The following is a 14,136-nucleotide window of genomic DNA, read 5'->3' as shown; positions in this document are numbered from 1 at the left end:
GTGAACAAGAAAAAGAAGATCAAGGAATTGCGTTCGCAATGAGCATCGAGTGAGGCGGAACGTGGCACGGGTCAGAACAGGAGCGCCGGTGAGCGAAACGAACAGTGTTCCGGCTCGGCGGTTTTTTAACTGGTTTCTGAGGGTTTGTTTTATTCTTGGTATTTGCGCGATTCTGTCTGCCTGCGCGGTCCTATTTTTTGCCTTCAGACAGCCTGTTCCCAATATACCGCCTTTTGATAAGGTCCGGCTCGCTTATGAAAAATCGGATGCAGTGCTTCTTGATCGACATGGAGTCGCCATTCATGAGCTAAGGACGGATTTCGACAGCCGGAAACTGGACTGGTCGCCGCTGAATGAGATTTCTCCGGCTCTCATACAAGCGGTGGTTCACTCTGAGGATAAGAGATTCTATGCGCACGCAGGAGTTGATCCGAAGGCGTTCTGCCGCGCCTTTGTCCGCAACTTTTCAGGAAGTGAGAAAAGCGGCGCCAGCACTGTCACCATGCAGCTCGCCGCTATCCTCGACAAGGGCGTGCGGCCCCGGTCAGGGCGCCGCTCAGCAACACAGAAATGGAAGCAGGTGCGTGCGGCATGTGAACTGGAACGAACATGGTCAAAGCAGGAGATCCTGGAAGCATATCTGAACCTGGTGACCTTCAGGGGTGAGTCACAGGGAATTGCTGCGGCGTCACGGGGCCTCTTCCGAAAGGAGCCGAGCGGGCTCAACGAAAGGGAATCGTTTGTTCTCGCAGCCCTGATCCGTTCTCCCAACGCGCCTGTGGAACGCGTGGCAAAACGCGCAAAGCTCCTGGCCCTGTCCCTCCAATCGGATGTGCCTTCTGGTGAGATAGAGCGTCTGGCACATGCTGCTCTTGCCGCACCCTATTATGTGAGGCCGAAGATTGCAATTGCGCCTCACGTTGCTCTTTATCTCCTCAGGCCCGGTATGAGAGAGGTCGCATCGACACTGGACAGTAATTTGCAGACATTCGCCCAGGGCCTGCTGAAACAGTATTTGTCGGATCTTCAGGGACAGAACGTAAAGGATGCGGCAGTGCTGGTCCTTGCAAACAAAACGGGTGAGGTGCTGGCATACGTCGCGAACGGCGGTCTGAACCCGCCGGCGAGCCATGTTGACGGTATCAGAGCAAAACGGCAGGCAGGCTCCACCCTCAAGCCTTTTCTCTATGCGCTGGCAATCGATAAACGTCTCATAACCGCTGCCACATTGCTGGAAGACGGGCCCCTCGATCTCCCTACCGAAAGGGGTATCTACAGACCGGAGAATTACGACAACAGATATCGCGGGCTTGTACCTGCGCGCATAGCGCTTGCATCTTCTCTCAATGTGCCAGCGGTCAGACTTCTGCTCCTGGCAGGTGCGGAATCTTTCGTGCAGAAACTGGGGGACCTTGGCTTCGGACCCCTTCAGGATGGAGAGTACTACGGGCATTCTCTGGCTTTGGGAACGCTTGACGTAAGCCTCTGGGAGCTGACAAATGCATATAGAGTCTTCGCCAACGACGGATGGTGGAACGAGGCAACGCTCCGGTTGCATAACAACGGAAGCGCGCGACGGCGCGCCTTTTCGAGAGAGGCCGTCTTCATCGTGAGCGACATGCTCTCCGACCGCGAGGCCCGAAGCAGCACGTTTGGCCTTGAGAACCCCCTTTCAACAAACTTCTGGACAGCCTCGAAAACCGGTACGAGCAAAGACATGAGAGACAACTGGTGTATCGGATGGTCAAGCGATTACACAGTTGGTGTGTGGGTCGGTAACTTCTCCGGCCAGGCCATGTGGAATGTGAGCGGGATCTCCGGTGCAGCGCCCATATGGCTCGGCGTCATGCAATATCTCCACAAGGCACGCCCCTCCCACAGCCCGTCGCCACCTGTCGCTGTTGTCGAGGCGAGAGTTTCGGATAACCAACCGGAGCGCGCACGAGAGTGGTTTATCAAAGGCACAGAACCGGCCATGTTGCAGCCTCTCAAGGTGTGGCCTCGCGCTACGATAACCTATCCTCCTTCCGGGACGCTGATCTCGCTCGACCCTGACATACCGGTCCCCCACCAGAAGATATTTTTTCAGGCTTCAGGTTCTCCAAGAGATGCGAGGTGGGTCCTGGACGGCGAGCTGGTAGGCAGCGGCGCAATGCAGCCGTGGACGCCGATCCGCGGCCCTCACCGCCTCTCTCTCGTCAGCACCGATGATACAACCCTCGACTCGATCACCTTCACTGTCAGGGACTGATCAAGAGGCAACTACAGGCTCTTACCGTACTTCAGTGCATTTGGCAGAATATTCATCCTCATCTTCTGCTGGACCAGATCGAGCCGGGGAAGGACAACCGCGCCGTTCATTCCTCCACGAGGTCTGCTTCCGTATTGAGCGTCAGATACGCATGCTTGCCCACCATAAATCCGCCGTGCTCCAACTCCAGGTTGGTCATCATCCCAAAATCCTGACGGTTCACTCTGGTTGTGCCCTGGAAGCCGAAGGTAGTGTACATCTTGTCATCATCCTGAAAATGGGAGGGCCCGGCATAGCGCACATCCAAGGTCACCGGCCGCGTCACACCGTGGACAGTCAGATCCCCGTGAACCAGGCAATGCTCAAGACCAGCGCATTCCACGCGGGTGCTCTTGAACGTGATCTTCGGATATTTCTGTGCGTCAAAATAGTTGGGGCTCCGAAGGTCGTTGTCGCGCTTCTCCACGCCCGTGCAAATGCTGGCAACGTCTATTTCAGCCTCCACCGAGGATTCAGTTACCTTCAGCGGATCGAAATAAAGTGTCCCCGATACTTTGGTGAAATGACCGCTTACCCAGGTCACCATCATATGACGCACCGTGAACAGAGCTGAAGTGTGTTCCGGGTCAAGCACGTATTTAGCCATGATAACCTCCATTATAGTTTAGTAGTTGAGTCGTCGAGCAGTTGAGTTGAGTGTCTTCCATCTTCCCAGTCGCACACGTGCGACGGTCTTCCTAGTCACGCCCTGCGTGACGGTCTTCCGGGCGTAGCGGTCTGTCTTTTTTTCGTCGTCTCCCCCGCAGTCCACTCACCCATTGCGTTGCAACATAAAAGACCGGAACAAAGGGGACAGCGAGGAGCGTCGATGAGATCATACCGCCGAAAACCACGGTGCCGATTGCCTGCTGGCTTGCAGCGCCCGCACCGCCCGCGATCAGCAGCGGGGAAACTCCCAGGATGAAGGCAAGTGAAGTCATCATGATGGGACGAAAACGACGGCTCGTAGCCTCGATGGCTGCCTCGGTCACAGACATGCCTTCGCGCTGCAAGTCGCGCGCGAACTCAACGATGAGGATGGCGTTCTTACTTGCGAGCGCGATCATCAGAACCAGGCCGACCTCCGTGTAAAGGTTGTTGTCAAAACCGCGTATTAAGAGCCCCAGAAAGACGCCGACAAGGGCCATGGGAACCACGAGCACGACTGCCGCAGGAGAGATCCAACTCTCATAGAGCGCTGCCAGCACCATAAAAACCAGGATGACCGACATGGCGTGGATAAAGTACGCTTTGTATCCCACCGCCCTTTCTTGATAACTGGTAGCTGTCCACTCGTACCCGATTCCGCGCGGTAAGCTATCAGCTGCCAACTGCTCCATTCGGTTCAGAGCCTGCCCGGAACTGAACCCTGGCGCAGCCGCACCGAAAATGGCTGCTGCAGGATAAAGATTATAGCGCGTGATCAGCTCCGAGCCAAGCGAATGCCTGACTTCGAGAAGGCTGCCGAGCGGCACCATATCGTTCTGAGCGTTACGGGTATAAAGGTTCTTGATATCCTCGGGTCTCAGCCGGTTCGCATCATTCGCCTGAATGTAAACCTGATACACTTGGTTATACTTGTTGAACAGATTGACGAAGGAAGAACCCAGATAGCCGCGCAGGGTCTCAAATACATTATTGACCGGGACCTGAAAAGACTGCGCCTTTATCCTGTCTATGTCGAGGTAGACCTGGGGGCTGCTGACATTGAACGTGCTGGTGATGCCCTGCAGGTCAGATGCCGAACGGCTGGCATCAATGAGCTGGTACGCGGCTCGCTGGAGCGCCTCCAGACCCAACTCCTTCTTGTCCTCCACCATCATCTGAAAACCGCCCGTCTGCCCCAACCCCCTGATAGGCGGCGGGATCACCACAAATACCTGGGCTTCCTGGATCGAGGAAAGATCGCGATTGAGCCCTGCGACGATCTTATCCTGACTCAGTCCGGAGCCGCGCTTGTCCCAATCGTCATAAACCACGAACGTACTCGAAACCGTGGACACATTGGCAGTATCCAGGAAAGAGTAGCCGCCGATCGTTACCCAGCCGGCAACGCCACGTGTCTTTCTGAGAATAGCATCAATCTTGTTGGAGACATCCAGTGCCCGCGGCTGAGCTGCTCCGTCCGGCAGGCGCGCAAACAGCACGGCATAGCCCTGGTCCTCGGAGGGAAGGAAACCCGTGGGCCGGTGCACAAACTGCCATACGGTCAGGGTGATGACAACGAAGAAGAGCAGCACCATCGGTCCGGGCCGCTGCACCATCCATCGCACAGCCCCCATGTACGGCCTCTTCAGGCCTTCATAGGCTCTGTTGAAGCCGCGATAGAACCAGTTCGGCCGCTTCTCCGGCATGGGTTTAAGCCATAGCGCGCACTGGGTCGGCTTGAGGGTAACAGCGTTCATAGCGCTGATCACCGAGGTCGCCGCAATCACCAGGGCGAACTGGCGGAAAATCTGGCCAGTAATACCGGGCAAAAAAGCCGCAGGCAGAAAGACCGCGACCAGCGCCATCGTGATGCCCATGACCGGGCCGATCAGCTCGGCCATGGCCTTGATAGCAGCCTCCTTCGGCGGTAACCCCTTTTCGATATAGTACGCACTGTTCTCCACAATGACGATCGCATCGTCCACCACGATGCCGATGGCGAGCACCAAGGCGAAAAGTGTCATGAGATTAATGGTGAATCCGAGGGCAATCATCGCCGCGAATGCGCCGATGATCGTTACAGGCACTGTGGTAGCAGGAACGAGCAAGGCACGGAAACTCTGTAGGAAAGCCATGATCACAACAAGCACGAGAATGCCTGCTATGATGAGCGTCTCATATACTTTGGATACTGCCTGCCGGACAAATTTGGTTGTGTCGAACCGGATGAAATATTTCAGGCCGTCGGGAAAATCCTTGCTCATCTCCGCGAGAGCTTTGTAGACCTGGTTGGCGACGGCAATCGCGTTTGCGTCGGGAAGAGCGAAGACCACGACCTGGGCTGAGTTGAGTCCGCCGAGATTCGCAAAGTTCGAGTAGTATTGCTGCCCCAGATCAACGCGGGCAATATCGCGAACGCGAACGATCTGAGCAGCCGCGCCTGGCACGCTCTTGACAATAATGTTCTCAAACTGGTTGACATCCGAAAGACGCCCGAGACTGTTGATAGTAAATTGGAAGGCCTGACCGGCAGGTACTGGCGGTGCGCCCAATTGTCCTGACACAACCTGAATATTCTGGTCCGCAATCGCGTTCAGCACGTCCTGCGTGGTGAGGTTGAAATCCTGGAGTCTCCTCGGATCCAGCCAGACCCGCATGCTGTAAGGACCGGCCCCGAAAATTCTTACCTGGCCGACGCCCGGCAGCCGCGCCAGCGGGTTCTGGATGTTGATGGCGCCATAGTTCGAAAGGAAAGCAAGATCATACCTGTTGTCATCAGAGTATAGACTCGCCACCAGCAGGATATTGGTGGAAACCTTCTTCACCGTAACGCCCTGCTGGCCCACGGGGCCCGGGAGTAAAGCCAACGAGGTGTTCACATAGTTCTGGACGAGAGCAAGAGATTTGTCAAGGTCTGTCCCCACGTCAAAGGTGACGGTCAGTGTGTACGAGCCATCGCTCGAACTTGTGGAAGACATATAGATGGAGTGCTCAACGCCGTTGACAGCCTGTTCAATGGGCACTCCTATGGTCTCTGCGACGACGGACGCGCTTGCGCCGGGATATCTGGCGCTCACCTGAATGGTCGGCGGCGTTATCGGAGGGTACTGTTCGACCGGGAGTTCGTAATAACTCACAAGCCCGATGATGATAGTTATGACCGCCAGGACATTGGCGAGGATCGGCCTCTCGATAAAGAATTTCGAGATCATGACGAATCCGCCTTTGGCAATAGATCCTGCTTTTGCGGAGTCACCTGCCGACCGGGTATGGCACGTTGAAGACCGTTAATGACTACCCATTCTTTCCCCGTAAGGCCTTCTTCTACGACGCGCAGATTATTTATCTGAGCGCCGAGTCTGACGCTGACCCGTTCTACCACGTTCGACTCATTAACTGTCAGCAGGTATGGGCCCCGCTGGTCGTAGCCGATAGCCTCCTGAAGCGCAAGCAGAGCGACTTTTTCCTTGACAGGGACACGCACACGGGCATAAAGACCGGGGAGAATCTTTCCCTCCGAGTTGGAAAAGATGCCGCGCATCAGTAAGGTACCGGTCGTGGGGGTAAGGCTGATGGACGCGAAATCGAGCTGACCCTCGTGCGGATAAGCTTGTTCAGCGGGCAAGCCTATGAATACAGGCCATGCCTTATTGTAAGCCTTTCCGGGGACCCATTCGGCTTCTTTCATCAGGCGGGCCAGATCCAGATCGCTTATGGTGAAATAGACGTATATGGGATCGATACGGTTGATCAGAGCAAGGACAGTAGCCTGGCCCGACCCGACGTAGTTTCCCGGGTCTACCAGCCTCCTGTCGATACGCCCATCAAAAGGCGCTCTCACCTCGGTGTAGGCAAGGTCAAGCCGCGCCAGGTTTCGCCTCGTTTCAGCAGCCAGGAGATTGGCTCTCCCTGAATCTCTCTGGTAGCGCCAGTTATCTACGTCTGTCTGGGCAGCCGCTTTTTGTTTCAGCAGATTGGAGTACCGGATTAATTCTGTCTCGGCGTACTCAAGTTGTGCTTTCTGCAAAAGAATTGCAGCCTCAGCCTGCCGCAGATTCTCCTCGTACGTGTTCTGCTGTATGACAAAAAGTAGATCATCCCTTTTGACCAGCTGCCCATCCTTGAAGAGAACCTTGTCAAGGTATCCCGCAACTCGCGCCACCAACTGCACGGTCATAAGGGCCTGGGTGTTTCCTGTTAATTCGAGAAAGTCGGTCACCGCTCGCCGGACAGGCTGCGCAACCGTGACTGCCGGCGGAGGCGGTGGAGGCGGCTGTTTCTGACGGCAAGCAATTGAGGCGAGGGCCAATAGAATGAGCAAAAGACATATCCCTCGCCTGAAATCCAAATTCCAACACCCGCAAGCGGGTACCCGAAACTCCAAACAATATCCAACCAGCCGAAGTATCAAAAACGGCCGAGGTGGCTGTCCAATGTTTGAATATTGGAATTTTGAACTTGTTTGGAATTTAGACATTGGAATTTGGATTTTGTCCTCCTCTACCAGTCCGGGCTTCTCATCAATGCGCGGGACTCTTCATCCGGCGCCGGCATATAGGCCGCGGGGCTGAGCAGATGTCCCCAATTGGTGCGCTTCGCCATGGCCTGCCTGATTTCCGGCGGCACCAGATCCATGCCCTCACGGATTTCCCAGCCTCCGCCGAGCGCCTTGTACACCCCTACGAGATTCTGAGCAACACTACCGAGGGTAACTGCCAGGTTATCCTGCTCATTCAAAAGCGCCTGTTGTGCGGTGAGCACCGTCGTGAAGTCGGTAACACCCTCCCGATACTGGATAACGGCCAGGTCGAATGATCGCCTCGCGGCTTCAGCGCTTCTGGCCAGGAAGGCTGCGCGATCTTCCGCTTTCAGGAAACCAGCCAGGTTATCCTCCACTTCCTGCTGAGCAGTAAGCACGGCGTTCTGGTAAGCTATGAGCAGCTGCTGAAATCGCGCGTCCTGGACTCTCACGTTGTTCGTGAGCACGCCATAATTGAAGAGATTCCATTGCGCACTGGGACCCGCCGAATAGGTACGGCTCCTCCACTGGAACATATCAGCCAGCGAAGATCCTCCAAGATTGCTCGAGAGTAACCCGAAAGTCCCGCTGAGCGAGAACGCGGGGTAGAGTTGTGCTTTCGCAACGCCAATCTGGGCACCCTGCGCCATCGCCTGATACTCGGCGCTGCGAATATCAGGGCGACGCCGGAGAAGATCCACAGGTATGCCTATCGCTATCTGAGATGGAGGCGCGGGTATGCTTGAGGATGAACCTGATAAAACATCCGTCAAATCGCCCGGCGTGGATCCGAGCAGCACACTGAGCGCGTCTTTGGCCTGCCGCAGTTGAGCTTCAAGGAGGGGAATTGTAGCCTGCGTATCGTTCAGCAGCGCTGTTGCCTGTTCAACGTCTCTCTGCGAGGTCGTACCTCCATGGAACCGCGCCTCGGCAAGCATTAAAGCCTCGGTCTGGGTTTCTACGTTCTGTCTCGCAATGTCGATCCTCTTTTCCAGCGTCCTGATCAGGATGTAGGAGGTTGCGACACTTGCAGTGAGAGTCACCAGCACATTATCGTAATCTGCAACAGACGCCATCAAGGCTGCGTCGGCTGACTCGATCGCCCGCCTGAACTTTCCCCAGAAGTCGATTTCCCAGCTCGCCGACAACCCTATTTCAGACTGCGCATACGTGAGATTATTACCGACACCAACCGCCTGACTCGTGGCAACCGCCTGAGGGGAATGCTCACTGATCCGGTTGTACTGAAGGGAACCAAAGGCGAGCTGGCTCTGGGGATAGAGTCCTCCAATTGCGATGCCGAGTTGAGCGCGGGCCTCCAGGACTCTGACACCCGCGGCACTGAGGGTGAGGTTCTGGTGGTACGCTGTATCTATAAGAGTATCGAGGACCGGATCTTCAAAGACACACCACCAAGCGTGCTGCTCCAGCGGACCACCTTTGATTCGGCGGTCTCCCGCCTCTATCCACGCAGGCAGAACCTCCGTTTTCGGACGAATGAAATCGGGACCTACCTTCGTGCAACCGACTGAACACAAAAGGCCGAACAGCAATAAAAAGTACAATAGGTATCTCATGTACAGAATCTCTCGCGAGTACATTGCTTCGATAAGGCCGTGAGAGGCTACTCAGATATCTAGTGTCGATGGCACGCAGTGTCAAGATAGCGTCAATGGTGCGCGGAGGCTAACAGGCGCAAACAGCAGATTGGTTCTTACGATGTCGGCGTCGGGTCCGGCTGCAAACTTACCCTGAAAATGATAGACTACAGGTGCCAGAAACAATGGCAAAGGAAAACACATGTCCGGAAAAAGCAAAACAAGAGAATACCTGGAATCGCTTCTTATTGCTGTAATTCTCGCCCTCTTTGTCAGGAGTTTCGTCGTTGAGGCATTTACAATCCCGTCGGGCTCAATGGAGCCCACTCTGCTCGTGGGGGATTACCTCCTGGTGAACAGGCTGAGCTACGTGATGAAAGTACCCTTTACGGACAGAGTGCTCCTCAACCTGGGCAACCCGAACATCGGGGACACAATAGTTTTCCGCTACCCTGAGGATCACACAAAAGATTTTATCAAGAGGGTGATTGCCAGGGGCGGAGACACTGTTGAAATAAGGGACAAGGTAGTGTACGTAAACGGATCAGAGCTACGAGACAAACATGCTTGGTTTACCGACCACGATATCATTCCCCGCAATTCATCAGAGAGGGACAACTTTGGTCCTGTTACCGTGCCCGGGGACTCTTATTTCGTCATGGGTGACAACAGGGATAACAGCCTCGACAGCCGATTCTGGGGTTTTGTGAAGAGGGACGAGCTTGTCGGAAAAGCATTCATTCTTTACTTTTCCTGGAACGGGAGATCAGACGATCTTTTTCACCGCATAAGGTGGGAAAGAATCGCGCACCTGATACGGTAACTTTAGAAACCTAAACTCAGCCTGACTCACACTTAAAGAGCAATACAGAACAGGTATCGATTCCCCTGCTAATCATCAGCGAGCGAGATATTCCAGAACCGAGGATTACCAATTGAAAGTCACGCTACGCCGTATGTCTCGGCAGCATCGCGCAGGCGCACGACGCCGCCATGAGCTTGGCGATAGTGGTGCTTAGTCGTAATGTGAAGAAGGCTTATAGTTAGCTACTTCTCCGCGTAATCATATAGTGGTTTGCCTTTGTCGACGATATGAACGGTAAAGAGCTTGATCGTCTTGTCTCCCGTGACCTTGAGGCCGTGAGGCACGTCACGAAGATTTAAGATAGGTGCGCCAGTGGGAATCGCGATAGGAGGCTTTCCCGGTGACTCGACCATCCCTCCATCCAGGACGTATCCCGCCTCGATTCCATGATGGGTATGCGTGGCCAGCACGTCTCCGGGCTTGTATTCACTAACCGAGAGGACCACTTCCATGCCGGGAGCTCCGGAGAGATCCACACGGCGCAATTCTTTTCGCGCCGCGCTATCTTGCGCCCAACCCAATGAAGCCGTAGCGATCACCAAGGCGAGTCCCAACAGTACTTTCGTTTGAATCCGTGTCACGGCGCCCTCCTTTAGAGCATTCGTATTTTTTTGATCGACCAGCTCTCCCTATACATATTTTCTGCGGTTGCCCGGGAAGAAAGATATGGCATTGCAATATGAAGTCCTTGTAGCATGCGTCAATAGCAAAACCAGAAGTGCATACGGCACGCGCTCACCGTTCTTCATACATGTATACAAAAGACAGCTGAGTTTATGAGTCACGGATTTGAAGCTTGCCCTACATCAATCCATTCAGCAAGCATGGTTGCATAGTCTGCCTCAAGGTGCAATGCAGAGTACAGAAACACGGTTCCAAGGGAACTTCTTGTCTCTTTGATATCCTCATAACTACCTTTGAGGGCCATGTTACTCAAGCATGATTGAATCTCTTCATCGGTCAGTTCAAAAGGCGAATCTTTAAAGACGTTGAGAGGGACTGGACGCGGATAGAGGGCAGAGTTTTCTCGCACTAATTCAGCGATCAATGTCAGAGGACCCGACTGCTTGCGCATCAGAATACCTCCGTACGCTTCGCTCATAAAACGTGTGGAGATGAAGTGCAGCTCACCCCTCGCGTTCTCAAGGCTTACGAGATCTTCATTCTCTTCGAAGGTTCTCTCGATGATGAGCCTGAATCGACTCTCTGTTTCACTTTCATCTGTAACAATGATCTGCTCATCAACCAACGCTTGACGAATCTTTTCTGTTGATGCAAGGGCGCCCGATTGGCTCGTTGCACGAATGATTTCGGCTGCACGCTCAATTGCAAGCCTATCTTCCCGTTGCGCCGCTTCCATATCAATGGATCGGGTATTCATCTATTGGGCACTCATCAGGTAAGGCATACCCGTTCAGGGTAAAAGCTCCTTCTTGCCAAGATTGTCCGCAACTCTCGATAGACCCAACCTCCGGTATACATCAGCCGTGGGGGCCCCAGTGGCTTTATCCCATTTCATTTCTTCATAGTAGATGCGCATGGCAGACTCAATATCATCCTTCTCCATGCGGATAGTGCCTTTGGTGAATGCGGGCTTGTCGGCAGGATCGTGGAAGACCCATTCCGGAATAGTATCGTGTTTCGTTCTCATTTCCTTCGTTCCCATATCACGGATGGTCAAAGCGCGGTGCAGCAGAAAGATGCGTTCAGCCACCTGATCGAGCTCTTCGCGCGATTTCTTATCTCCGGTGGCCAGACTGTAGAGCTTGGACTCCATAGAATCGTCTCCGCTGTACCCGCGCTCTTTCAAAGGCGAGGCCACCCACGGACCCATCCAGTTGCACAGCGAAAGCGAGTCGTGGAGTTCTTTACGAAGCAGGGCCCACTTGGCCATTTTGGCCTTATAGGTGTTCATGCGCGTATAATCACCGATCGCATCGACCGCATCTTCAGACCCCCAGACCTCCTTTGCCAGTCGCTTCTGGACCGCTATCGGCAAACCACTGCGCACAAAGTTACAGTGAGAATGGTTCTGTGCATCACGATTGTACTGCGTGTTGACGATGACACCGCACTGCCCGGCGTCCTCGTTTGCATGGTGTTTGGGATGACCCATCTTCCAGTACATGAGGTTGTGATCTTTTTTCCATTCCTCCTCGGGGATTGACCATTTCTCGAGCGTGTAGCCGGTGCCGAGGCCCAGCACCGTTCCCAACTCGCCCTGCTTCGCTGCGATGCGCGGGAGAAGTTCGAAGAGGAACGCCGGGTCCCCTTTCTCATACTTGTCCCAGGAGTAGCTCTTGAATTCACTCTCTCCCAGTTTGTTCTTCATGATCCCGCTGTAGTAGAGTTTCTGAAAGTCACGCTGCACCTGGCCGTAGTTGCACCAGATGCCCAAATCGTCCGCAAGGTGCATACCCACCATGCACGCCTCAATGCCCGTCTGCCCGCGCAAACCGTCGGGAAAGTTCTTGAAGAACGATTTTCCGAAGAGCAGCCCGACACAGGTGTTCTGCCCCAGCTCGTTGATACCGTACTTCGCGGCAACAGAAGGCACTTTGAGCATGGTGTGGCATCGAATAGGACAACTGGTACACCCATTGCCTCTCACCGTATACTGCCAGGTGAGATCCCCATTGAAAAAGGCCGCATTATTCGTCCGGTAGGCGATGCGATTGAGATCGTGGGGATCGCAGGTCCCGGTGTCGATGGAAGGGTTGGCTGCACCCCATTTGCGACCCCTGGACGCCAGCCATCGGGTCGATGAGTCAAAGTACTCAGCCCATGGCTGAGGGGAATTCGGCACCACGTGCTGGTTATTAGCTCCCAGTAGTGATAGGTGCAGCTTGACCAGTTTCTCCCATTCTTCCTTATTCCCGGCAATGCGGACGCTTCCCGTGCCGCGCATGGCGATGGCCTTCAGGTTCTTGGAACCCAGCACTGAGCCGACGCCTCCTGCAGAATGAGAAACCGAGTTCATGACCACTGACATGGGAATCAGATTTTCGCCCGCCTGCCCAATCGCTGCGACGACTGCTTCCGGTCCCAATTGCTCGGAGATTTCCACCGTGGTCCGTCTGATTCCCTGCCCCCAAAGTGAACGAGCGTCTTTAACCTCAACCTTTGCGTCGGTGATTGAGAGCCATACGGGGCGATCGGCCTTACCTTCGATAATGATGGCGTCGTAGCCTGCATACTTGAGCTCTCCCGCGAACTGACCGCCCATATGGCCCGTGGCTACCAGAGGTTTCGGCCAGCAGGTCGGCCATATAGTGGTGATGGCCGTGCGGCCGTTGCAGGGCGCTCCTGTTCCCGCCAATGGTCCTGTGCCGAATATGATCTTATTGGCAGGCTCTAAAGGCTTGGTTCCGGGAGGAACTTCGTCCCATAGAACCTGATACCCCAAGCCTGTTCCTCCAAGAACGTCTTTATATTTCTCAACCGTATCCTCGGTGCGTGATTTTCCCGTGGACAAATCGACCCGCAGTACTTTAACAGCCCATCCTCCATATCGAGCCATGATATTCCTCCTTGTTTCTACTTCTTGTGACATTCGGTGCAGGCCGTGGCTTTTGCCGGAGGGATTACCGCCGTTGGCACAGCACGAGGTGGCACCTTATCGGTAAAATCGCTCCAGGCCGCGTAGCGCAGGGCTGACGCAGGGCAGGCCTCAACACACTTCGGTTTCCCGTTGCAGAGGAAACATTTGGTCGCTTTGTTTGTATCCGGATCAAAGGACAGCATCTCCCAGGGGCAGGCTCTCTGGCACATCTTGCAGCCAATGCATTTGTCGGGGTCCACCACTCGTGCATTAAGAGGAGGTTTGACCACGATAGCATCGTTGGGACAGGCGTTGGCACAAGGGACCGGATGCGGACATTGCTTGCACAGATCCTGCACGGCCAATCCGTTCCCCCAGTTTCCCTGCCCCCGCTGTCCGGCGTAGACGCTCTTCGGGCCGAAATTGAGATTCCTGCCGACCTTGATCCTTGCGACCGAAGGCTGCGCCTTGCCGTCGTTGAATTCGGTACACGCCAACTCGCACCGCCGGCAGCCCACGCACGCAGTCGGATCGGCGATGACGATACCTTCTGCCTTTTCCATGATAATGAGTGGCTTCGTGTCTGCTCTTGCCAGCAGCGGTCCCAGGGCCGAGATGCCAATGACCGAGATGCCGCTCAGTTTTATGAATTGTCGTCTGGATAATTCACTGTCG

General features: G+C 54.7%; 10 protein-coding genes. 2 read left to right on the top strand and 8 right to left on the bottom strand.

Annotated elements, in window-relative coordinates:
• Positions 1 to 61 precede the first annotated feature (61 nt).
• Entirely contained in the window at positions 62 to 2,251 is a 2,190-nt protein-coding gene (gene pbpC, locus VMT71_13105; protein ID HVN24903.1) for a penicillin-binding protein 1C, read from the top strand.
• A gap of 106 nt (positions 2,252 to 2,357) precedes the next feature.
• Here pbpC and VMT71_13100 read toward each other — a convergent pair whose 3' ends face one another.
• The 4 genes from VMT71_13100 to VMT71_13085 all read right to left on the bottom strand — a co-directional run bounded on the left by VMT71_13100 (position 2,358) and on the right by VMT71_13085 (position 9,034).
• The gene (locus VMT71_13100) at positions 2,358 to 2,897 is read right to left on the bottom strand and encodes a YceI family protein (protein HVN24902.1); all 540 of its coding nucleotides are present in this window, start codon (positions 2,895 to 2,897) and stop codon (positions 2,358 to 2,360) included.
• A 91-nt stretch (positions 2,898 to 2,988) separates the two neighbouring features.
• Positions 2,989 to 6,150 (bottom strand): efflux RND transporter permease subunit, encoded by a 3,162-nt coding sequence (locus VMT71_13095; GenBank protein ID HVN24901.1) that lies wholly within the window; start codon positions 6,148 to 6,150, stop codon positions 2,989 to 2,991.
• Entirely contained in the window at positions 6,147 to 7,259 is a 1,113-nt protein-coding gene (locus VMT71_13090) for an efflux RND transporter periplasmic adaptor subunit (protein ID HVN24900.1), read from the bottom strand. Before VMT71_13090 ends, VMT71_13095 begins: the two co-directional genes overlap by 4 nt.
• Positions 7,260 to 7,438: 179 nt before the next feature.
• Positions 7,439 to 9,034 (bottom strand): efflux transporter outer membrane subunit, encoded by a 1,596-nt coding sequence (locus VMT71_13085; protein HVN24899.1) that lies wholly within the window; start codon positions 9,032 to 9,034, stop codon positions 7,439 to 7,441.
• A 223-nt stretch (positions 9,035 to 9,257) separates the two neighbouring features.
• Between VMT71_13085 and lepB the strand changes: the two genes are divergently transcribed.
• Positions 9,258 to 9,878 (top strand): signal peptidase I, encoded by a 621-nt coding sequence (gene lepB / locus VMT71_13080; protein HVN24898.1) that lies wholly within the window; start codon positions 9,258 to 9,260, stop codon positions 9,876 to 9,878.
• Positions 9,879 to 10,102: 224 nt separating this feature from the next.
• Here the strand turns inward: lepB and VMT71_13075 are convergent, their stop codons facing one another.
• The 4 genes from VMT71_13075 to VMT71_13060 all read right to left on the bottom strand — a co-directional run.
• Positions 10,103 to 10,501, bottom strand: a complete 399-nt coding sequence (locus VMT71_13075; GenBank protein ID HVN24897.1) for a cupin domain-containing protein — start codon at positions 10,499 to 10,501, stop codon at positions 10,103 to 10,105.
• A 200-nt stretch (positions 10,502 to 10,701) separates the two neighbouring features.
• A complete protein-coding gene (locus tag VMT71_13070) occupies positions 10,702 to 11,301 on the bottom strand; it encodes a hypothetical protein (protein HVN24896.1) in 600 nt (199 codons plus the stop codon).
• A 33-nt stretch (positions 11,302 to 11,334) separates the two neighbouring features.
• The gene (locus tag VMT71_13065; GenBank protein ID HVN24895.1) at positions 11,335 to 13,440 is read right to left on the bottom strand and encodes an aldehyde ferredoxin oxidoreductase; all 2,106 of its coding nucleotides are present in this window, start codon (positions 13,438 to 13,440) and stop codon (positions 11,335 to 11,337) included.
• A gap of 17 nt (positions 13,441 to 13,457) precedes the next feature.
• The coding region (locus tag VMT71_13060) for a 4Fe-4S dicluster domain-containing protein (protein HVN24894.1) at positions 13,458 to 14,136 on the bottom strand (679 nt) is incomplete at its 5' end.

The organism is Syntrophorhabdales bacterium, assembly GCA_035541455.1.
Taxonomy (GTDB): domain Bacteria; phylum Desulfobacterota; class Syntrophorhabdia; order Syntrophorhabdales; family WCHB1-27; genus JADGQN01.
Note: the sequence above shows the minus strand (reverse complement) of the source record. Positions and strands in the feature narration are given on the sequence as shown.

Bases quoted from the DNA above. Each gene is read 5' to 3' on its own strand.
- VMT71_13070 (HVN24896.1), bottom strand. From the start codon at position 11,301: ATGAATACCCGATCCATTGATATGGAAGCGGCGCAACGGGAAGATAGG.
- VMT71_13065 (HVN24895.1), bottom strand. From the start codon at position 13,440: ATGGCTCGATATGGAGGATGGGCTGTTAAAGTACTGCGGGTCGATTTG.
- lepB (HVN24898.1), top strand. From the start codon at position 9,258: ATGTCCGGAAAAAGCAAAACAAGAGAATACCTGGAATCGCTTCTTATT.
- VMT71_13100 (HVN24902.1), bottom strand. From the start codon at position 2,897: ATGGCTAAATACGTGCTTGACCCGGAACACACTTCAGCTCTGTTCACG.
- VMT71_13095 (HVN24901.1), bottom strand. From the start codon at position 6,150: ATGATCTCGAAATTCTTTATCGAGAGGCCGATCCTCGCCAATGTCCTG.
- VMT71_13085 (HVN24899.1), bottom strand. From the start codon at position 9,034: ATGAGATACCTATTGTACTTTTTATTGCTGTTCGGCCTTTTGTGTTCA.